This window comes from Pseudomonas sp. (assembly GCF_035277045.1).
Lineage (GTDB): Bacteria > Pseudomonadota > Gammaproteobacteria > Pseudomonadales > Pseudomonadaceae > Aquipseudomonas.
Window position 1 is genome coordinate 456,320 of the sequence record NZ_DATELE010000276.1, and the last position, 21,448, is coordinate 477,767.

16 protein-coding genes and 2 pseudogenes are annotated in these 21,448 nt (G+C 56.3%); 8 read left to right on the forward strand and 10 right to left on the reverse strand.

The features are described 5' to 3' along the window. Positions 1-13: 13 nt before the first annotated feature. Positions 14-352 (reverse strand): P-II family nitrogen regulator, encoded by a 339-nt coding sequence (glnK, locus tag VJS90_RS18120; protein ID WP_002555808.1) that lies wholly within the window; start codon positions 350-352, stop codon positions 14-16. A 409-nt stretch (positions 353-761) separates the two neighbouring features. Here glnK and VJS90_RS18125 point away from each other — a divergent pair, with 409 nt between their 5' ends. Genes VJS90_RS18125 through VJS90_RS18135 form a run of 3 tightly spaced genes read left to right on the forward strand, consistent with a single transcriptional unit; the run spans position 762 to position 1,908 of the window. Beyond that, entirely contained in the window at positions 762-1,073 is a 312-nt protein-coding gene (locus tag VJS90_RS18125; protein WP_324123017.1) for an accessory factor UbiK family protein, read from the forward strand. A 5-nt stretch (positions 1,074-1,078) separates the two neighbouring features. After that, on the forward strand, positions 1,079-1,432 hold the full coding sequence (locus tag VJS90_RS18130; RefSeq protein ID WP_324123018.1) for a gamma-glutamylcyclotransferase family protein: 354 nt from the start codon (positions 1,079-1,081) through the stop codon (positions 1,430-1,432). A 47-nt stretch (positions 1,433-1,479) separates the two neighbouring features. Next, positions 1,480-1,908, forward strand: a complete 429-nt coding sequence (locus tag VJS90_RS18135) for a TOBE domain-containing protein (RefSeq protein WP_324123019.1) — start codon at positions 1,480-1,482, stop codon at positions 1,906-1,908. A 250-nt stretch (positions 1,909-2,158) separates the two neighbouring features. Here the strand turns inward: VJS90_RS18135 and VJS90_RS18140 are convergent, their stop codons facing one another. Then, positions 2,159-2,662, reverse strand: a complete 504-nt coding sequence (locus VJS90_RS18140) for a type II toxin-antitoxin system PemK/MazF family toxin (protein ID WP_324123020.1) — start codon at positions 2,660-2,662, stop codon at positions 2,159-2,161. 275 nt (positions 2,663-2,937) lie between these two features. Between VJS90_RS18140 and VJS90_RS18145 the strand changes: the two are divergent. Continuing rightward, a pseudogene (locus VJS90_RS18145) lies at positions 2,938-3,951 on the forward strand (YifB family Mg chelatase-like AAA ATPase); the annotation flags it as partial. Continuing rightward, positions 3,945-5,660 (forward strand): recombinase family protein, encoded by a 1,716-nt coding sequence (locus VJS90_RS18150; RefSeq protein ID WP_324123021.1) that lies wholly within the window; start codon positions 3,945-3,947, stop codon positions 5,658-5,660. The pseudogene VJS90_RS18145 and the gene VJS90_RS18150, both read left to right, overlap by 7 nt. A 490-nt stretch (positions 5,661-6,150) precedes the next feature. Here VJS90_RS18150 and VJS90_RS18155 read toward each other — a convergent pair whose 3' ends face one another. Next, positions 6,151-7,134 carry a replication initiation protein gene (locus VJS90_RS18155; RefSeq protein WP_324123022.1) on the reverse strand — a complete coding sequence of 328 codons (984 nt, stop codon included), beginning with the start codon at positions 7,132-7,134 and terminating at the stop codon, positions 6,151-6,153. 251 nt (positions 7,135-7,385) lie between these two features. Here VJS90_RS18155 and VJS90_RS18160 point away from each other — a divergent pair, with 251 nt between their 5' ends. Then, a complete protein-coding gene (locus tag VJS90_RS18160; RefSeq protein WP_324123023.1) occupies positions 7,386-8,834 on the forward strand; it encodes a site-specific DNA-methyltransferase in 1,449 nt (482 codons plus the stop codon). Here VJS90_RS18160 and VJS90_RS18165 read toward each other — a convergent pair. After that, positions 8,773-9,696 (reverse strand): hypothetical protein, encoded by a 924-nt coding sequence (locus tag VJS90_RS18165; protein ID WP_324123024.1) that lies wholly within the window; start codon positions 9,694-9,696, stop codon positions 8,773-8,775. The genes VJS90_RS18160 and VJS90_RS18165 overlap by 62 nt on opposite strands. Positions 9,697-9,903: 207 nt before the next feature. Further along, the gene (locus VJS90_RS18170; RefSeq protein WP_324123025.1) at positions 9,904-11,541 is read right to left on the reverse strand and encodes a hypothetical protein; all 1,638 of its coding nucleotides are present in this window, start codon (positions 11,539-11,541) and stop codon (positions 9,904-9,906) included. A gap of 371 nt (positions 11,542-11,912) precedes the next feature. Between VJS90_RS18170 and VJS90_RS18175 the strand changes: the two are divergent. After that, positions 11,913-12,452: pseudogene (locus VJS90_RS18175) on the forward strand (ATP-binding protein); the annotation flags it as partial. Positions 12,453-12,490: 38 nt separating this feature from the next. On the opposite strand, the gene VJS90_RS18180 reads toward VJS90_RS18175, so the two are convergent. The 3 genes from VJS90_RS18180 to VJS90_RS18190 are packed head-to-tail and all read right to left on the reverse strand — an operon-like array spanning position 12,491 to position 14,809. After that, positions 12,491-13,396, reverse strand: a complete 906-nt coding sequence (locus tag VJS90_RS18180; protein ID WP_324123026.1) for a LysR family transcriptional regulator — start codon at positions 13,394-13,396, stop codon at positions 12,491-12,493. Between the two features lie 37 nt (positions 13,397-13,433). Beyond that, the gene (locus tag VJS90_RS18185) at positions 13,434-13,820 is read right to left on the reverse strand and encodes a response regulator (RefSeq protein ID WP_324123027.1); all 387 of its coding nucleotides are present in this window, start codon (positions 13,818-13,820) and stop codon (positions 13,434-13,436) included. Further along, entirely contained in the window at positions 13,817-14,809 is a 993-nt protein-coding gene (locus VJS90_RS18190) for a response regulator (protein WP_324123028.1), read from the reverse strand. Before VJS90_RS18190 ends, VJS90_RS18185 begins: the two co-directional genes overlap by 4 nt. 237 nt (positions 14,810-15,046) lie before the next feature. Between VJS90_RS18190 and VJS90_RS18195 the strand changes: the two genes are divergently transcribed. Next, the gene (locus VJS90_RS18195; protein WP_324123029.1) at positions 15,047-20,155 is read left to right on the forward strand and encodes a trifunctional serine/threonine-protein kinase/ATP-binding protein/sensor histidine kinase; all 5,109 of its coding nucleotides are present in this window, start codon (positions 15,047-15,049) and stop codon (positions 20,153-20,155) included. 30 nt (positions 20,156-20,185) lie between these two features. Here the strand turns inward: VJS90_RS18195 and ycaC are convergent, their stop codons facing one another. Both ycaC and VJS90_RS18205 read right to left on the reverse strand, forming a co-directional pair. Further along, positions 20,186-20,812 (reverse strand): isochorismate family cysteine hydrolase YcaC, encoded by a 627-nt coding sequence (gene ycaC / locus VJS90_RS18200; RefSeq protein ID WP_324123030.1) that lies wholly within the window; start codon positions 20,810-20,812, stop codon positions 20,186-20,188. Between the two features lie 78 nt (positions 20,813-20,890). Next, positions 20,891-21,307 carry an AraC family transcriptional regulator gene (locus VJS90_RS18205; protein ID WP_324123031.1) on the reverse strand — a complete coding sequence of 139 codons (417 nt, stop codon included), beginning with the start codon at positions 21,305-21,307 and terminating at the stop codon, positions 20,891-20,893. Positions 21,308-21,448: the final 141 nt, after the last annotated feature.

Sequence of the window (21,448 nt, forward strand, 5' to 3'; positions counted from 1 at the left end):
TGAGGCTGTGTTGTCAGATCGCGTCGGTATCGGTTTCGCCGGTACGGATGCGGATCGCCTGCTCCAGATTGACCACGAAGATCTTGCCGTCACCGATCTTGCCGGTGTTGGCTGCCTTGGTGATGGCCTCGATCACCCGGTCCAGGTCCTTGTCGTCGATGGCGACATCGATCTTGACCTTGGGCAGGAAGTCGACCACGTACTCGGCGCCGCGATACAGCTCGGTGTGGCCCTTCTGCCGACCGAAGCCTTTGACCTCGGTGACGGTGATGCCTTGCACGCCGATTTCCGACAGCGACTCGCGCACGTCGTCCAGCTTGAACGGCTTGATGATGGCAGTGACTAGCTTCATGAAACTCTCTCCCGAAATGGTGGACTTGCCCCAGGAAAACAAACCCGTCTCAAGTCTAAGCGCAGCGCCTGGCTTTGTAACGCATCGTCGGCCGCAATCCCTGACCGACGCCGCAATCCGGCTGTGGCAAATGAACGTCCGGCTCCACCCGAGCACTGCCTGGTCACGACGGACTGCATCAGTGCATGGCTCGCAGAGGTCATTGCAGAATCCTTGCCAGGTTCCATAAAGCTCGATAAAACAGCGCGTTGCAGGATTTCCACAGGCTTGGCAAGACGCCAGCATGCAGACCATGCACAACTTCGGTGCGCCGCCGCCCCGCACCGTGCGCAAAAAGCGTGCAGCCCTGGGCACAATCACGCCCGTGCTACAATCCGGAGCCTTTCACTGATTACCGGAATGCCCGCACATGCTCGCGCCCAAAGCCCTACTCGACGCCCTGAGCGACCAGGCGTCGCGCCTGTTCAGTGGCGACACCGCCCAACCGCGTGCCGAGCTCGAAGGCCAGTTCAAGGCCCTGATGCAAAGCGCCTTCAGCAAGCTCGACCTGGTAAGCCGCGAAGAATTCGACAGCCAGATGGTCGTCCTGGCGCGCACCCGCGCTCGCCTCGAGGCGCTTGAAGCCCAGGTGGCCGAGCTGGATGCGCGGATGAACCCGCCTGCCACCGCGACGTCTCCCTCCCCTGTTGTCCCGCCCACAACCCCGTTTGCCTCGGAGTGATCCCCATGCAAGCGTCGCGCGACTATCCCGTGCTGCTGTTTTCCTACGGCACCTTGCAGGACAAGGCCGTGCAGCTGGCAAGCTTCGGCCGCGAGCTGACCGGCCAGGCCGACCGCATGCCCGGCTACCGCCAGGACTGGGTCGAGATCACCGATCCGGCCGTGCTGGCCACCAGCGGCAAGCGCCATCACCCCATCGTGTCGCCGAGCAGCGATGCGGGTGACAGTGTTGACGGGATGGTGTTTCAGATTAGTGAAGAAGAGCTGGCGGCGGCTGACCGGTACGAGGTGGCTGACTACGCGCGCGTGGCCGTGGAGCTCGCGTCCGGCCTGACGGCCTGGGTGTACGTCAAGGCCTGAAGCCGGCAGCCTGCGAAAGAACAATTGATCACACGGAGCGGTTGAACATGAAAGTCAGTGCACGCAATGTTTTCGAAGGGACCGTCAGCAGCGTCCAGCCGGGGGCGGTGAACGCCGAGGTCGAGCTGACCCTCGCGGGTGGCGAGAAGCTGGTGGCCGTGGTCACCATGGCCAGCCTGCACAACCTCGGTATCAATGTCGGCAAAACCGCCGTGGCCTTGGTCAAGGCGCCCTGGGTGGTGCTGATGACCGATGCGGCCGGCTACACGCTGTCGGCCCGCAACAGCCTGCCGGGCACGGTGGTGCGGGTCGGCGATGGGGCGGTCAACGCGGAAGTCGTGCTTCAGCTCGCAGGCGGCACCGAAGTGTTCGCCATAGTGACCCGCGACGCGGTGCAAGAGCTCGGCCTGGCGCCGGGGGCAGCGGCGACCGCGTTGATAAAGGCTTCGCATATCATTTTGGGTGTGAAGCACTGAGTGGGGCCATGCTCGTCTGCTATCGGTAAGCTGAGCGGAAATCAGCTGGCGGCGGGCCATAGCTGCCGGGCGATGGGATATGTAGAATCGAAAAATCGCTGAAATTCAGACCAAAAAAACCCGCCGGTGAAGGCGGGTTTTTTCTAGGCGTCAAACGCACTAGGTGAAGCAAAGGGCTCAGAGGCCAGTGAGCGGATCTTATCAAATCCTATCTCGATGTCAATGAAGCGACTCATCTTGCTACCATCACTCAAACCGCATCCGTATCCGCCTTGGCAGCCCTGGATTCAGCAGACAGCGGTGTTTCCAAAAGCGCCGCTGCGCTGATCGCCTTGATCACGGCTCTTTGAATCTCTGTGACTTTGGGTCTAGGCAGGTAGGTCGGAATGGGCTTGCCACGGTCCTTGATCTGGGAAAGCCTGTCCTTTGACACATGCGTTATGCACTCCGCCAATGCCCAGCGCTCACGTGTGTCGTAAAAACTTGTGATCGTAAAAAGTTCGCAGGGCACGGACACATGGACACCGCGATCTACGGCGTTTTTGTTACCGGACGAGGAAATAGGCACCACCAAAGTGCAGCCGTTAGGCAAGCGTCCATTAAGAACCACGACCATGCGACGCTTCCGGATTTCTGGTGAGATCAACCCGTTGTAAATCGGCGCAACTGGAGGCTGCGAGAAATCGCCAAAATCGCACTCCAGTACTTCTCCGACTTTCGGTGTGTACAACAGCCCCATGCGCACGCTTTCCATTCGATGACGCGATATTTTGCCAGACACGGGCACACCGCAGCGCAAATGCCGCATAAGGAAATACAAAGTTTGCCCATCTCGATGAGCGCTTTTCGGTTGAGCGAATCAAGACCGTCCCATTGCGCAGATCGACAGAAGCCGACCCAGTTGCCGGTCGTGAAGATGTGAGGACGGGATGAAAGATCCAGACGCAGTCTTTCCATTACGCCAAGCAATCTTTCCCCTACGCTCTCAGAGCCGCAGGACGCGGCCCTTTCCTCGATCATGGAGTGTTCATGTCCCTCGCCCTTGTTCACAGCCGCGCCCAGGTGGGCGTGCTGGCCCCGGCTGTCAGCGTTGAAACCCATCTGGCCAACGGCCTGCCTCACCTGACCCTGGTCGGCCTGCCGGAAACCACGGTCAAGGAGAGCAAGGACCGGGTGCGCAGCGCCATCATCAACTCAGGTCTGAATTACCCGGCGCGGCGCATCACGCAGAACCTGGCGCCCGCGGACCTGCCCAAGGACGGCGGGCGGTATGACCTGGCCATTGCCCTGGGGATTCTCGCGGCCAGCGGCCAGGTGCCGGTCAGCACGCTGAGCGAGTTCGAGTGCCTGGGTGAGTTGGCGCTGTCCGGTGGGCTACGGCCCGTGCAGGGGGTGTTGCCGGCGGCTTTGGCGGCGCGCGAGGCAGGGCGAGCCCTGGTGGTGCCCAGGGAAAATGCCGAAGAGGCGTGCCTGGCGTCGGGCCTGGTGGTGTATGCCGTGGGGCATTTGCTGGAACTGGTCGCCCACCTTGATGGACGCACGCCCCTGCCACCCTACTCGGCCAACGGGCTGATCCTGCGAAGCCGCCCTTACCCCGACCTCAGCGAAGTCCAGGGCCAGTTCGCCGCCAAGCGCGCACTGCTGGTGGCTGCGGCAGGCGCGCATAATCTGCTGTTCACGGGCCCGCCTGGCACCGGCAAGACGCTGCTCGCCAGTCGCCTGCCGGGGCTGCTGCCGCCGCTGAGCGAGGGCGAGGCGCTCGAAGTCGCGGCGATCCAGTCGGTCAGTGGGCATGCGCCGCTGAACAGCTGGCCACAGCGGCCATTTCGCCATCCCCATCATTCGGCATCGGGCGCGGCGCTGGTGGGCGGGGGCGGTCGCCCACAACCTGGCGAAATCACCTTGGCGCACCATGGCGTGCTATTTCTCGATGAGCTGCCCGAGTTTGAGCGGCGCGTCCTGGAAGTGCTTCGCGAACCCCTGGAGAACGGTGGATGGTATTCTCACACTTTCTCAGGTGCGACAGGAGGCCCGCGATGGCCACGGCATACGCCTATATTCGTTACTCGTCCAAAGCCCAAGGCGAGGCTGGCAAAGACTCCGTAGACCGTCAAATGGCCTCAATTCAGGCCATTACCAAGCAACAGGGCATTGAGCTGCTGCCGGAGAACATTTTTTCTGATACGGGGATTTCTGCCCATGATGGTAGCAACACAAGGAAAGGCAAGTTAAAGCACATAATCGAAATGCTTAATGACGTTCACATTAAGCCGGGTGATTTTATCTTTGTCGAAAGTATTGATCGGTTAAGCCGCCAAAGACTGTTACAAGCAAAAGAGCTTGTTAACGGCATATTAGAAAAAGGCGTGATATTAATCACGACAATTGACGGCCAAAGATATGAAAAGCCCAACGAAACCAACCGAATCGACGATTTACAGCAAGATATATTGCTCAGCGTAATAGCCAAGCGAGCGCACGAAGAAAGCCGCACAAAGTCTATACGCCGTAAATCCGCATGGAATAGAGCGAAGAAATTAGCTCAGGATGAAAAGGAAATTTTCAACGGACATAACCCACCCTATGGCATCCGATTCAATAGCGAGGAAAATAAATTCGAGATCATCGAAGAAGAGGCCAAAGAAATACGGGATATTTTTGAGAGCTTGCAGCATGTAGGTGTTTCGTTAACGATTAAAAAACTCAACGAATATTCAAAACGAAAATGGACTAACAAAAACGTCCAGCACCTTCTGCAAACCAAATACCCCCTTGGCGCTTATATGGCGCAGCGTCGGGACGAAAACAAAAGAAAAGTATTTGAGCGTTATGTAGAAAACTATTATCCACAAATCGTCTCATACGAGCTTTTTAACAGTGCCGTTCAGGCTATGAAAAAACGGGCCGATAGAAAGCATTATGGCAATCAAACAGTCGGAAGTCTGAACATTTTCAGGCATGTTATTAAATGCCAATGCTGCAATGCCTCAATGCTTTTTGAAAAACAGAGGAATCCCAAGGGAATAATTTACCCGTATTTTCACTGTTTCACCCGAAAAGAATTGAAGAATGGTTGTGATCAACCACGCTTCCGTTTCGACTTGGCTTTTGGCCTGCTACTGGAACTGATCTATCAAACGACCACCAGAGAAGACTTTGATCCGCATCCTTGGCAGTTACAGATACCCGACGGTGAGCCTCTAATGACCGAAGAACGAGCCATTGAGGAAGAAGACGCAACCACAAATTTCAGAGGTCTATTATTCAAGCTACTATCCAGCAAAACCAGCAAAGCCGCTGACAATAAAAAAGCCTACGAGCTAAATAATCTGCTATTGGAGCAAAAAAGCTACAAAGAGAACCTGCTCAAATCATTTTCGAGCTTTACCAGCGGAGTTATTCCGGCAGAGTTTTTAGAAGTAGTCAGTAAAACAGAACTGAAAATTAGCGAAACAGAATTAGCGCTATCAAAACTGCAAGCAGAGATAAATACCAAAAGAACAGCTATAAACATCTATTCCGAAAATGACATTATTGACCTTTATAGAACTGAACAGGGCAGACTGCGACTAAATCAGTTTTTCACAAACAACGATATCGTGTTCAAACTTCAATTTGAAAAGTCAACAAGGACGCTTTATGGAAAAATCTACCACGAAGGGAAATTCGTCGATTTAATTGCCAAGCAATTCAAATTGCACAACCCACTAAAAGAATATGGCATAGACAACCTGAACCAATACTTCAACTAAACTAAAAATATTATTGCGCCTAATGCGAAATTATTTTAAGGTCGTGTGACCGTAGACAAGGGAGCAAATGATGCGACAAAAAATTATCGAAATTCACAGCATTTCATCGGTTCAGGATTGGTATTTCGATTTGGACAATGGGAATGACCCGAATGATTACGAAGGCATTGTTTGCTTGGCATTAGTGACTACAATGGATCTCGACGATGAGAACCATAGAATAGAGAAGAAAGTTGTTCCGGTTGAATCACAAGACTTTTACAGCTTCCGAGTCGGAGAGATCTATAACCTGAAATGCGAGGCTTTGGTAAGGGGTAATCATATCCGTATGCGAAAGCCTAAATGATAGAGGTTTGCGCCGTGTTGGTTTAAATACCCATGGCGCTTTTTCGAGAAGTTATAGCTGCATATCTGAAAAGCCTTCGCTAAGTTGCCCCCCTACGGGGCTATTATCCCTGATATAGTAAAACTCCAACTTTTCGTCCGCACTTCATAAAGATGATGGTTTGCCAAGCTCATACCATTTAGTCCTACCTATACCTAACTTTTGCCATGGCTTTTCATTCGCCAAAATTATTCGCTCTTTTTTCTTTGCTCTGTAATAGTAAGTTGATTCAGGTATTCCCTCTTTTTCCCACGGCTTCCCATCCACATATATGAGATTGGCAGAGCTTTTCTGCCTTGACTGCTTTGCTCTTTCGCTTTTCAACTCGTTAAGTCTCTCCATCGAGAAGTTACGGTTTATAAAACGATAGACACTATCAGCGATGGTATCGACCTCTCTGCGTCCTAACTGGCATTCAAATTTGTTAAATTGCTCTGCCTGCTCATGAATCACTGACTGCAACTCTGCGGGATGATAGTGCTGCCAATTATTATATGCCCAGATTCGTAGGTTCTCGAACAGAGTGCAGTTCCTGCCAGATGCAAAACCATCCTCTATGTTTTTCTTCTTTTTGGCTTCGCGTTGTTTTTTGACGAGGTCTTTATCTACAAATTCATTAAGGTAGTCCAGGTCATAAGGTTGATCAGCGAATGATAGAACCTTAAAGGCAGATGAGTTGAATGGGTTCTTGGTCAGCAAGCCATTGTAATTCATGTCTGCGCCCACCCTGACAGCAAGTCCATGCTCTACATCCGAACAGTATTTAAGGGGTTTTAAACGCCCGCTCACGTCGATTTTGACCGATGTTTTTAGGATGTAGGTCATGTGAGAACGACCATTATCTATGTTTCTGACTATCAGGTGCGGCGCTGGCAAGCCTTTGTCAGTCCAGTCCATCACACTGGTATCGCTGTCCAAGTCCAGTATTATGAAATACTTATGAGTCAGAGAGTTCGGTTGTAAATAGGTAGATTTAAGGGCTGACTTTAAAGAACCAACGCGCTTACCAAAAGTATAGTTATTTGTGTGGTAGGGCTTGGCTGGAAGTTTCGACCTGTAAAGTTCAAGTGCTGTTTCGGTATCACGCATTTTCTCCTCTAAAATTATTATTATTTTAGGAGAAGATTACTTTTTACTCTTGCTACTTGATTCTTAAATGTTAAACTGAATAAGCAAACTGAAAATGTAGAAATTCAATAGCTTGGCGGCCTGCAATCTCTACTCCTTTATATAAACTAACATTTACCCCTTAAAGTGCAAATTTAAGGGGTTTGTTTTTATAAGCGGGTTAAAAACTGAGTAACTGATCATAGATCCAGCCTGATCAAATTCTCAGTTAAATGTCCGATGAAAAGCAGTCAATCGGGTTTGCCTTGCAGATCAGAGATAGGTATGATTGCTCACACTCTCTGGTTACCGGATTTTTGAAAATGGCTGTTGGACTCAACAAAAAAGAGATTAGTGGATCTGCTTCTCTCCGTGCCGTAACTTGCGAGCTTTCGCCTGCTCTCCCACCGAGTGGCGCACGCGTTACACTGAGCTATCCCGGAAAAATGGATGAATCTGTTATTCTGGAACATCGGCCTACTAAATATTTAAAGCTCAGCGAGAACAGCATAGATAATACTGATCTTATTCTGCCTAATAGTTTTATCTGGTCAGACAATTGGCTTGCATTGAGCCGCCTTGTGGCTGATCGACAGAAGGCAAAGCTAATTTACCTCGACCCTCCCTACGCGACGGGCATGGGATTTTCCAGTAGAACCAATGAGCATGCGTATGATGACTGCTTAACGGAAGCAGCATATTTGGAGTTTATGCGCAGACGCTTAATCATGATGCGTGAAATATTAGACGATGACGGGACAATCTACATTCACATAGGCCACCAAATGGTTGGCGAACTTAAATTCTTGCTGGATGAAATTTTCGGGCGCGATAAATTTATAAATCTTATCACTCGCAGAAAATGCAGCAGCAAGAACTCAACCAAAAACAACTTTGCCAACTTGAATGATTACATTCTATGTTACAGCAAAAGTAAAAATTACATCTGGAACAGACCGGTAAAAACACCAGATGCTGATTGGCTTGCCAAAGAATACCCCAAGGTAGATACAAAAGGTCAGTATAAACTTGTGCCAATTCACGCTCCCGGAGTTCGTCACGGCGCTACGGGTGGCGAATGGCGTGGAATGATGCCGCCTCCCGGTAAGCACTGGCAATACACACCTGAGAAGTTAGATATTTTAGATGCGGCTGGTGACATTCACTGGTCTAAAACTGGCAACCCTCGGCGCAAAGTATACCTTACGAGTGATAAATCTATTGGCTATACTGATTATTGGGAAGAGTTCCGGGATGCTCACCATCAGTCGGTTTTAGTGACAGGCTACCCAACAGAAAAAAATTTCAATATGATGAAACTAATAGTTGGAGCCAGCAGTAATCCGGGCGACTTGGTGATTGATCCATTCTGTGGTTCAGGATCAACTCTTCATGCCGCAAGTGTTATGCAGCGAGATTGGATTGGAATGGATGAATCGCTCTTCGCTGCGAAAACTGTTTTGAAAAGATTTTCCGCAGGTCGCGCGCCTATGGGGGACTTTATAAATTCCACCAGCAATGCTCAGGCAGAGCTGCCGTTATTCAATAACGAAACAGCCCGCCATGAGCTTGTATCAAACGAATTCAACTTCTATGTTGAAGCATTAACTGCGATAAACTCTAAAACCGAAGTGGCGGAGCTACAACAGGCGTATCGCGGCCTAAAAGCCAGTCAGGAGTGATCCTGGATGGTGCGGTTTTGAGTGTCGTGACTCTTACCGCACCGTCCCAAGAGTTATCTAAACGACAAGCCTCTATCCAAGTATCCTTGTGTGCCAAACCGGGGCCATCAGACAAGAAAATGATTCTAAATCTGTGGCCGAATTGGTTGCAAAAAGCTGATGCCTTGGAAACCTTATCTGCGTTTCCTCCCGTCCGGTCATCTGACTGAGCGCCCCCGCGTGTTGCGTCGTAGCGAGCAAAACCAATAGCGCAAACATTGTTACTATTGTCAGTGATTACGAAGTCACACGGGAAGTCGCCTTCGTACGTATCGTATAAGGTTCGCAGTTCAATATCTCTCCCCGCTCCTCTTGGCCCGCTAATATTAAAACGGCCTGAATAATACTCATTAAACCAGTCAAAGAACCAGCCTGTAAGTATGTATCCAGACTGACCGCGAGTATCGTATTCGCCTACGAGAGCGGCCAATGCCGATTCCTCTGCGGTCGAAAAACTGTTAAATTGTGCCTTAACTACATTAATGTCTTTGAAATATTGCCCATAATTCAAGACAAGCGTAGATGTCGCAACTTTTAACTTCTTCGCCATTTCGGTATCAACGATAGGGCAAACACATCGTCGGAAAATTTTCAGCAACGTCATTCGTTGCTTGGCATTATATCGTCCACCTCTGATACGTTCTAATAGTTCATCACTACTATTAGACGCGTTCGCCAACTGGCGGAATAGATCTATATCAGAGTGATACCGCCCAATTGAAATATTCAAGACCTCTGGAAATCTCGTTGCCAAATCAATTGGAGTAATGATTTGATGCGGATCTTGAGAGTAGTCGGACAGACTAAAAGCGTTGTTGATCATCCCTGCCTCCTTCAATGGAGGCAGCAGGATACCAAGCGCATCAAAATTTGTACAATCAAGTGTTTTTAGGATGCGAATGACCGAAGAGTGATTGATTGGGACTTCGGAAATGGATTATTTTTTCAATACCAAGAAAAGAAGCAAAAACAAACATCACTCCAAAGGGAGTGTGTTTGAAAAAATTAATGGTAGGTGACTGTTAAACTACTACCACGAGTTTTTAAATGGTCTGGTTATTGACCGTTTGACCTCCTCAGACTTAGGAAGGTCGGGAAAAGCATCCTTATACTCGTCTAATATTTTCAGCTGTTTATCTACCTCATCTTCGGCGTTTTTTGTATAGATTCTGTCTTCCGTCTGGTCGTTTGTGCTAACTCGTTCAAAGGCTTTTCGAGCCTGCTCCAAAAATTTGTCTTGTATGTCTTGCCTGCGCTTTGAAAAACACTCATCAATCCAGTTAACTACGCCTTCAACCAAGTCAGATAAATTGGCCTTGAATAGTTTCAATTGCGCTATTTGGGATGTGATCTGTGCTTGGATTCGTATCGACTCCGCATTATTTTTTGCGATGGTCTGCTGGCTCATTGACGAGCTACGGCGATAGGCTGCGGCTTGCTCATGTTCTTCGGCTGTGGACTGTTCTGCCAGCCTCTGGCGCTCTTGCGCGTTCTTGGCAGACTCATTTGCCTTAATAGCATAATCTCGGGCTTTGAAAGCCTGTTGTTTTGCCATTTCAGCATTTTTCAATGCCACATCTCTTTTCTCTTTTACCTGCTGATATAGGCTAAATTCACGCTCTGATTTAGGTTTTCTTGCTTCTCCGTTGATATACCTGAGCTTGCTCATATGCTCCTGAGTTTTTTCGTGTTTTTGGGCACGATAAAGCGTGTTTTTCAAAAGTTTGTTGTTGGTATGTGCATAAAACATATCTTGCAAATAGCCAAATAAAAGTTGGGATTCTAAATAGTCAGGCTTTTCGCTGATGTGATCTGTTCCTGGTCGAACCCTATCAAGGTAGGCATTCACCAATTTGATTTGTGTTTCACGTAAATCATAACGCCCGGTTTTACTGTTTTTCGTTGAGATGAAAAGGTGCGGGTGGTCGCTGTGCTCTGTTAGCTCTGAATCTTCATCGCCATGCAGAACGATAAAATGGATCGGGTAATTTGGAAAAGCGGCTTGATAAAAGTCCTTAATCAGATCAATGCGCTTTTCTGGGCTTATACCCTTCACCTCGTTTCGAGCAGGGAACTTGAAGAACGCTTCTTGGATGACTGCCTGATTTTTCTTGATCAGTGGTTTAGGGCCACGCTCTATCTCGTTATGGCAGTCGAGAAACTGCCTCGCTGTGTCGAGTTTCTGGCTTTTGCGCTTAATGTCGAACTGGTCAAGGTCGGATAAAAGCTGTCCCGTGTCTGCAACGCCTTGGACGTTTAGAATATTCTGAAAGGCTAATATGCTGCCTTCGTCAGTTTCCTTTTTACTGGCATTCTTGACTTTATTTTTTAGCTTTGTGCGCGTTTCTAATAGTTCAGTTCTATTATTCTTAACGACAGTTGGCGCTTCTGCTTCGTCTGCTATTGTGGCAAGAAGTGCCTCTCTCTTTTCCTTCGGATAATCGTCGAGCTTTATCGTTCCGGTTTCTGGTAGCCAGATTAGATTTAAGTGAGATTGTTCATCGAACCATTCCAGCTTCTTGGGCTGGCTTACAGGAATGCGCAGAGAGTGACGCAGACTTTTGAACAACTGGCGACGACCACCATGCCCATTGGTGGATTTTTTCTTGATCTCATTCGTGTAGTTCAGCGTTTTGAAAATCATTGAAGTTATTTTTTTGCCATTCATTTTATCCTCATGTTGATAGTTAATTTTGGAGTCCGCGCTGCTTTTGCTTCTGCCCTTCCGGCAAGGAACCCGTGCTTACTACCGCAAGCGAAGCGTCTTAACGAAGTTAAGTGTGGTGGTAAGCCCAACGGGTTAACCATATGCGGACTTAATCAGTTTAACATTTCAAAAATGGATCTCGGTCTGCTTTTGCTTTTAGCCGGACTTGTTCGGCTGGCCCTGACTTGTTAGGGCTGCTTTGGGCTGGATTTGTCCAGCCTGCACGAATGTGTTCGTGCTGCTTTGCTTTAAGGCGGAGCCGCAAAAGGTGCCCAAGCTCCGCTTGGGCGCGTTTTGGGGCTGAATCTATAAATGTGTGATATTCACCCCTACCATTGGAATCCGGTGAGATTGTCATCGCCCGAGCCAGGGACAAGGTCCGCTTTCCGGCGCGTTTCCAGCTGGTCGCTGCCATGAACCCGTGCCCTTGCGGTTACCTGGGCGATCCCACGGGACGCTGCCGCTGCAGCAACGAACAGGTGCAGCGCTATCGCAACAAACTCTCCGGCCCCCTGCTGGACCGTATCGACCTGCACCTGACCGTAGCGCGGGAAAGCACCGTGCTGTCCGAGCAGCCCAGCGGCGATACCAGCAGCAGCGTCGCTGAGGTGGTGGCCGCGGCGCGGGCGCTGCAGCAGAAAAGACAAGGCTGCGCCAATGCCTTTCTCGATCTCAAGGGGCTGCGTCGTCATTGCCCGCTGGGGGCCGACGATCAGCAATGGCTGGAGACGGCTTGCGAGCGCCTGACGCTATCCTTGCGCGCGGCCCATCGCCTGCTTAAGGTGGCCCGCACCCTGGCGGACCTGGAGCAGGTCGAGGCGATTGCCCGGCCGCATCTGGCCGAAGCCCTCCAGTACCGTCCAAGCGCCTGACGACCCCAGTGGTGCCGGTGGAAACAGGCAAACCAATTTCAACCCACGCTAGCCACCGGTTCGACGGCCAGTTCAGCGGCCAGGAAATCCAGGAATGCACGGGTTTTCAGCGGCACCCGGCGTGCCGAGGGATACACGGCGTTGATCGAGATCGGCGGTGCTTCCCAGTCGGCCAGCACCTGTACCAGTCGCCCCTCACGCAACGCCTTCTCGACGATGAACAGTGGCAGCAACGCAACGCCCATGCCCGCCTCGGCACCTTGGGCCAACAGGTCGCCGTTGTTGGCATGCAGCGGCCCGGTGACGTGCACGCGCTGGGTCTCGCTGCCTTTGCTCAGCTGCAAGCTGGCGCCGCCTTGCAGGTAGCCGTAGTTCAGGCACTGGTGGCGGATGAGGTCGCGCGGCGTTTCGGGCACCCCTGCGCGGTCGAGGTACGCGGGCGAGGCGACCATGACCCGAGGCGCTGGCGACAAGTGCCGCGCCACCAGGGACGAGTCCGCCAGGCTGGCGATACGCAAGGTGACATCAAAGCCGCCCTTGATCGGGTCGACCTGCTGGTCGCTTAGCACCAGCTGCAGTTCTACCTTGGGGTACAGGCCATGAAATCGCGGCAACAACGGGCCGAGGCGGCACAGTCCGAACGACATCGGGGCGTTCACCCGCAACACCCCATGCACCTCGGCCAAACCACTGCGGGCACGTTGCTCGGCCTCTTCGACCGACGCGATCACATCACGGCAGGCTTCGTAATATTCGCAGCCAGCTTCGGTCAGGTGCAGGCTGCGCGTCGTGCGCAGCAGCAACTGCACGCCCAAGACGTCTTCAAGCGCCTGGATCTGCTTGCTGACTTTCGAGCGAGGCACGTGCAGGTTGCGGGCTGCCGCGGCAAAGCCGTTGGCGTCGACAGTGGCGACAAAGGCGCGCATGCAGTCGATTCGGTCCATGAAGTGTTCCTTTTTGCGCCACTTGTGCGCGGCTGAATCAATAGTCGGAAAACGCGGCCTCGACCGCCTCGATCAATACTTCTTCGCTGAACGGCTTGCCCAGGCACGCCACCGCGCCGTAACGCAGCGACTCGCCCATCAGGGCGTCATCCCAGTGCGCCGACATGCAGATCACCGGCAAACGGCTGCCCCTGCGGGCAAGCTCACGCTGGACCTCCACGCCAGTCACCCCCGGCATGCGCAGGTCAACCACGGCGCAGCCGGCCAGGCGCGCCGGGGCCGAGGCCAGAAAATCCTCGCCCGACTCGAAAAGAAGGGTTTCGTAGCCCGCGGATCGCAGCAGGTTGGCCAGGCTTTTGCGAACAGACGCATCATCATCGACGATACACACCCGAAAGCGGTCTGGGGAGCCGGGTGTGTTCATGCAGTGCCCTGACCCTCGCGGGCATCGATCAGGCGGTGCATGGCGAGTAGCTCGACAAGCGACCGGGACTGCAGCTTGTTCATGATGTTTTTCTTGTGCACCTTGGTGGTCACTTCGCTGGTGCCGATCGCGTTGGCGATCTGCTTGTGCGACAGGCCCGTGACAACCAGGTCGAACACCTCCCGTTCACGCGGGGTGAGGCGAGCGTACTTTTCCCTGACCTGCCGCGCGTGCCGCCAGGCCTTGCCCGCGGCGACGGCACGCGGCCTGACCGTGTCGAGCAGCTCCAGCAGTCGCTGTTCGTCGAAGGGCTTGGTGAGAAATTCGACGGCACCGGCGCGCATGGCCTGCACGGTCATGGGGATGGTCGCGTAGCCGGTCATGAACACGATGGGCCACGGCCGGTCGAGCGTGCCCAGCACATGCTGCAGCTCCAGGCCGGTCGCGGCCGGCAGGTTGATGTCCAGCAGCAGGCAGGCGAAGGGATTGTCCCACTGCCCCTCGATCAGCTCTTCAGCGGACGCATACAAGCGATGAGGGATACCCTGCGACCGGAACAACCGGCCCAGCGCACCGCGCACCGACGGGTCATCATCGACCACCAGCACATGCACGGACGCGCCATCCTCGTCAGGCTCGATCGCTTCGGTATCAAGCGGCAATGGCTCGGGGAGGCCCTGGGCCATTGGCGACTGCCCAGGCGAAAGATCGGCGGCGAGGCGATAGCCGCGGCGCGCGACCGTCTGGATGACCTTCTTGTCGCCGAGCGTCTTGCGCAGGATCGAGATCTGCACCTGGAGGTTGTTGTCCTCCACCACGGTGCCCGACCAGACCTGACTGAACAACTCGTCCTTGGTGACCACCCTGCCCCTGGCGCGAACCAGCGTGGCGAGCACTTCGAAAGCGCGCCCGCCCAACGGCAGCGGCTTGCCGTCGAGAAACGCCTCGCGACGCTCCAGGGACACCAGTGCATTGCCTAATCGGATCATGATCTTCTCGGTTTCGCGGGCCAAAGCGGTAGCGCAGCCCCGTGCACTCTAGGCCAGCCTGGCGCTGCGTACAATTATGCCGAGGGATAGGTCCCCCTGGGCCCCGCATACGGCGTGGCCCGGGGCCGATTACGGTCACAATGGGGTCCGTTTCTGCCAAGCCGGCCGGGGCAGGGTCTGGCTGCAAACCCGATGGGTATACTCGCCCCCAGGATGTCGGCCGCAGGAGGAACCAGGATGTTGAACGAATGCCTCGTTTCCGGACCCGTTGATAATGATCCGTCGATCAACGAAGCCTGGTTGGCCCGCTGCACCATCGCCCCGCTCGCTCGCGAGGGTGATCTCAGCTACTTCCACTTGTGGGACGCACAGGTCGACAGAACCTGGATCGCGGTCAGGGCGCCGGTCGAATCCCCCGCCGCCTGCCAGCGGCTGGAGCGTGATTCACTGGTACGCCTGCACCCCGCCTGGGCAGTGATCCCTTCGGCACTGCTTCGCTCGGCGGAGGGCCCGTTGCTGATCTACCCGGCAGGCCGTTCGGTGGCTGACATCATCGACGGCGAATGCCCGCCCCTGCACACTTTCCTGCAACTGGCCACAAGCGCGGCCAACGCGCTGGCGCTGGCCCACCAGGGAAATGTTCTGCATGGCGCACTGCAGCCTCGGCACCTGTTCATCGAGGCGTCCAACCGGGTGAAGCTGGGCGGCTTCCGTGCCGATACTTCCGAACTGATCAGCGCCCACGGCTCACCACAGGTGGATTGGGCCTACCTGGCGCCCGAGCAGGTCTGCCCGCACGGCTCGGTCACCGAGCGCCGCAGCGACATCTACGCCCTTGGCGCCATCCTGTACCGAATGCTGGTGGGCGAGTTGCCATTGTCGGGACGTGACATCCAGCACTGGCGCCAACTGCATGCCGGGGTGCAGCCCAGAACGGCGGCCGAGGCCGCGCCCGAGGTGCCCGAAGCGATCAGCCGGGTTCTGGCCAAAGCGCTGGCCAAGGAACCCGATGCCCGCTACCAGAGCGCCCAGGCGTTGGCGGTGGACCTGAGCCACTGCCTGCGGCAATGGTCCGCCAACCAGGCCATCGAGGTGTTCAAGCCGGGCTGCGCCGACCCCACGCCGCCTACCAGCGAGCGGCTGCATGGCCGCAGTGGCGAGCTGAGAACCCTTGCGCAGATCTTCAAGGCCCAGCGTCGGGACAGCACCCCGCAGGCCGTGTTCGTCAGCGGCGCGACCGGCATGGGCAAGTCGAGCCTGGTGACCGCCGCGCTGCGCGAGCATGCCAATGGCTACTGGGCGGCGGGCAAGTGCAACAGCCTGGCGCAGGCAATCCCCTATGGCCCGTGGATCTCGATTCTTGAATCGCTGACGACGCAGTTGCTGGCCAGGGACAGCGCGGAGCTGGATGCGATCAGCCAGCAGATCCGCCAGCGCCGCGGCGGTACCAGCCGGCTGCTCGGCAAACTGGCGCCTGAGCTCAGACTGATCACCGGTCCCATGGCCGATTTTCCGGAAAAGCTCTCGCGGGTCGCGCTGGAGAAAGAGCTGCGGGCCGTGGTCGATTTTCTGCAGGTTTTCAGCGCCCCCGGGCAACCCTTGGTGCTGTTCTTCGACGATGTGCAGTGGGCCGATGACGCCACGGTGCACCTGTTGCGTGAGCTGATCGCCCGTCCACCGAAAAACCTGCTGCTGATATTCGCTCACCGCGATAACGCTGCGGATGTCGGCTGGCAACCCCACGTCGAGCTGGCCGCGTTGCCCGCGCCAGCGGTCCTGCGCCAACACACGCTGGACCTGCCGCCGCTGCCTGTCAGCGCGGTCGCGCAACTGATCTGCGAGCGCTACCACGTCGCACCCGACGAGGCGCGCCAGGTCGCCGGGCTGGTCCACGCGAAGACCGCCGGAAACCCTTTTTTCGTGATGCAGATCCTCACCGCCATGGTCGAGGACCAGCTTTTGAGCTTCGATACCCTGGCCATGCGCTGGTCCTGGTCGCTGGACGCTGTCGCCCAGCACCGCTATGCCGACAACGTCGCGGACCTGATGGTGCATCGCCTGGCGCGCCTGCCGGCCATCCAGCGTGATGTGCTGCGAATCGCTGGCGCCATCGGTGGCCGTTTCGAGGAGGGGCTGCTGCGGCGCATTCACACGCAAGGAAAGGAGGCCCTGAGCAGTCACTTGAAAGCCTTGGTGGACGCGGGCTTTCTGTCGGTTCGCCAGACCACCTTGAGCTTTACCCACGACCGCGTGCAGGAAGCCGCCTACCAGATCACACCAGAGCACGACCGTGCGCGGTTGCATGCGCGGATCGCACGGGCGATGCAACAGCCCCATGCCCGTGGCCTGCATGAGGCGGCGTTCGAGATCGCCAACCAGTTGCAGCATGCCGCGGGCGCGGGCTTCAGCGCCGAAGAGTGCGAGACGTTCATTGTCGTGCTGCAAGATGCCGCCGCGCAGGCTCGCGAGTCGGGCTCCTGTGAGCAGGCGGCTGGCTACCTTCAGACGGCCGAAGCCCTGATGCGCCTGGGCGCCGCGCCGTCGACCCGAAGCACGCACGCGTTCACGCTCGCCTGCCTCGCGGCGGAGTGCGAGATGCAACGCTCGCGAATGCACACAGCGCATACCTGGATCGAGGAGTGCCTGCAGCGGGCAGACTCCACGCTCGACCGCGCCAAGGCCTTGAAGCTTCGCGCACGCCTGGAAACCTTGAATTCCCGCTACGAGGGTGCGATCGCGGCCGCGCTCGAAGGCTTGAGCCTGCTGGGAATAACCCTTGCGCGCGGAAACGACCCGCAGCGGATCGAGGCTGAATACCGCAAGGTGCAAGCCTTGATCGAGCAGCGTGGTCACCACTGCCTCGAGTCGCTGCCCAAGGCCGAGTCCCAGGAGGTCATTGTTGCCATTGGACTGCTCGCGACCCTGTCATCCTCATTCTTCGTCCACGACGACATCCGCTTCCTGCACCTGACCAGGATCCTCGAGCTGTCCCTGACCCACGGGGTTGCGCCCGGCAGCACCTACGCGCTGGCCTGGTTTGGCGTGATGGGTGCCGAACATTTCGCGGCCTACCATGACGGGCATTCCTGCTGCCTGGCCGCGCTGAAGCTGATCGAGCGCCACGGTTTCGAGAGTGATCTCACCAGCGCCCTGCTGGCGCTCGACCAGGTCAGTGCCTGGACCGCGCCCATGGCATTCGCCAGGCGCACCGCGCAGGACGCCCTCGACTCGGCCCGCATGAGCGGTGACCTGGCGATGGGCTGTTATGCCTGCAATCACCTGGTTTCCGATTCGCTGGTCATGGGCCAGCCCTTGCAGGAGGTCGCCGGAGAAATCGTTCGTGGCTTGAGCAGGGTTCAGGGCCTGGGCTATCGGGACATCGAGGCGATATTGCTGGCCCAGCAAGCCTTTGTCCTGGCCATGGCCGACGGCGCAACCGCCCGTCGTGACCGCGGCCCACGGCAAGGGACCGTCAAAGATGCCGTATCGTCACCGACCACCGCGTTTTTCAGCGCGCTGTTCGCGGGCATGTCCGATTTCTACCTGGGCAATATCAACGAGGCCATGCGCTGCCTCGACCGCGCCCGTGCACTGGCGTGGGCCGCCCCGGCGCATATCAACCTCGCCGACTGCCACCTGTTCAGCGGCCTGACCCTGGGCAGCCCGGAAGCGCCAGGCACGCGTGAAGAAAAGCTCGAAAAACTCGCCCGGCTTCGCGCACGCTTCGCCCAGTGGGCGCACTTCAATCCGGTGACCTTCCGCAACAAGCTGCTGTTGATCGAGGGCGTCATTGCCAAGCTCGAGGGCGACGGGCTGGCGGCGATTCGCTGCTTCGATCAGGCGCAGATCGCCGCCAGCGCGGCGGGTTTCATCCATGAACAAGCCCTGGCCCACGAGCAGCTGGCCGAAGTCTGCATCCCCAGCGGGCTAATCTCGGGCGCCAACCTGCACCTGCGCATCGCGCGGGACTGTTTTCACCTCTGGGGCGCGGCGGGCAAGGTGCGCCAGCTCGAAGCCTTGCACCCCTTCCTGCGCACGCAGCCAATCCAGGAAACCTGCCGTTCCACCTCCCAGGCGAACCTGGACCTGGAGGCCGGTATCGAAGCCGCGCGTGCCATGTCCGAGGAGGTCCTGCTCGAACGGCTGATCGAAACCCTCATGGGGCAGTTGACCCAGCACTCCGGCGCCGACCATGGGGCGCTGCTGATTGTCAGTGGTGCCGAATTCCAGATGGGAGCCGTTGCCTACATCGATGATGCCGGCCTGCACGTCAGCATGGAGAACTGCCAGAAGTTCATGATCCAGGCGCCGCTGTCGATCATCAATACGACCATGCGCACCAAGAAACCGCTGCTGCTGCATGATGCGCTGTCCGAGTGCCCGGAAGCCTTCCGCCATGACCTGCGCGAGCGCAACGCCCGCTCGGTGCTGTGCCTGCCGCTGGTGATCCAGGGCGTGCTGATCGGCCTGGTGTACCTGGAAAACCGCCTGGTGCCGAACCTGTTTGGCAGCCAGCGCCTGGCCATGCTGGAGATCCTCGCGTCGCAGGCGGCGGTTTCGCTGCAGACGGCCAAGGTCTACACCCGGCTGGCCGAGGACAACCAGGCCCGTGCGCAGATGGAAGCGGAACTGCGGCGATCGCGCGCGGAACTGGCGCGAAGTTCGCACTTGCAAGTAATGAACGAGCTGTCCGCGTCGATTGCCCACGAGATCAGCCAGCCATTGCTCGGCATCAGCTCCAACGCCGCGGCCAGCCTGCGCTGGCTAAAGCGCGACCGGCCTGACCTCGACGAAGCCATCGCCGGGCTTGAGGACATCCGTGCCGACAGCGAACGCGCGGCCAGCATCGTCCGGGCCTTGCGCTCGCTGGCCAAGCAGTCGCCGATGCAGCTCGAGCTCATCAAGCTGGACGAGGTGGTGCTGGAGGTTGTGCGCCTGACGTCTTCAGATGCGCTGAGGTGCAAGGTGAAGGTGCAGACCGATCTGGAGCCCGGGCTCACGGTCATGGCCGACCCGGTGCAACTGCAGCAACTGGTCTTCAACCTCATCACCAATGCCCTGGAGGCGCTCGCCGGCTTTCGCGGCGACGGCGTGCTCCGGGTTTCGGCAGCCACCATCGACGGTGCCGTGGAGATTTGCGTGGATGACAACGGGCCAGGGATAGCCCCTGAAGAGCAGGAAAGGATGGTCGACGCGTTCTACACGACCAAGCCTCACGGGCTGGGAATGGGTCTGGCGATTTGTTGCTCCGTGGTGCAGGCCCATGGTGGAAGCTTGCAGCCGCAGGCATCGGACCTGGGAGGGTGCCGCATCCGCGTTGTGCTGCCCGTAGGGCCGGCTGCCTGAAAACGGGGCCGCCTGGCGGCCCCGTCATCATCAACGCGACGTCAGCGCCGAGTAGCTGTTCATCAGGTTGCGGTAGTTAGGGATGCGCTGCGACAGCAGGTTCCCCAGTCCTTCGATGTCGTTGCGCCAGTCGCGGTGCAGCTCACAGGCCACCGAGAACCAGTTCATCATCTGCGCCCCGGCCTGGGTCATGCGTGCCCAGGCGGCCTGCTGCACGGTTTCGTTGAAGGTGCCCGAGGCATCGGTGACCACGAAGACCTCGAAACCTTCAGCCAGTGCCGACAGCGTCGGGAACGCCACGCACACGTCGGTGACCACGCCCGCGATGATCAGCTGCTTGCGACCGGTCGCCTTGATCGCCTTGACGAAATCTTCGTTGTCCCAGGCGTTGATCTGGCCTGGACGGGCGATGTACGGCGCGTCCGGGAACATCTCCTTGAGCTCGGGCACCAGCGGCCCGTTGGGACCTTGCTCGAAGCTGGTGGTGAGGATGGTGGGGAGGCCGAAGAACTTGGCCAGATCGCCCAGCGCCAGCACGTTGTTCTTGAATTCGTTGGGCGAGAAGTCCTGCACCAGCGAGATCAGGCCGGTCTGGTGGTCGACCAGCAGCACGACGGCATCATCTTTGTTCAGGCGTTTGTAGTCTGGATTGCTCACGAGGGTGTCTCCTTGGTTTCAGATCAGTGCGAGTGTGTATCGTTATCCGTAGGTGCTATACCCAAGGATAGAAGAGGCTTAAGAATGGCCAGCGGCCGCCTCTGACCGTACGGCGAGTCGCCATGCCCTGGGGGGTTGACCCATGAGCCGGCTGAACGCGCGGGTGAAATGGGACTGGTCGAAAAATCCGCATTCAAGGCTGACATGGGTGATGGGTGCCTCGGTCGCCAGCAGCCGCTTGGCTTTCTCCATCCGCGCGCGCAGGCGCCACTCCTGGGGCGGCAGGCCGGTGGTGGCCTTGAAGGCCCGGGAGAAATGGCTGCGGGTAAGGTTGCACAGGCTCGCAATGCCGATGATCGGCAGGTCGCTGTGCAGCAACAGCTCCTTGGCCTGGCGAAGCCGGGCGGATGTCAGCGCGCCGGGCGCGGTGTGGCCATCTGCACAAGCGGCCCGGATGGGTTGCGGTGCCGGGTCATGGATCGCCTGAGGACGCATGTCGACTCTCCTGTTTCGTTGGAGTCAGTCTCGCTTCGGCGACATGACAATGTCCTGAGCCAATCCTTAAAAGTTCTTAAAGCCCTGCAGTGCCCGTAATCAGGGAGTTTTGTCCATGATCGAAGGGTATTTCGCGAAATG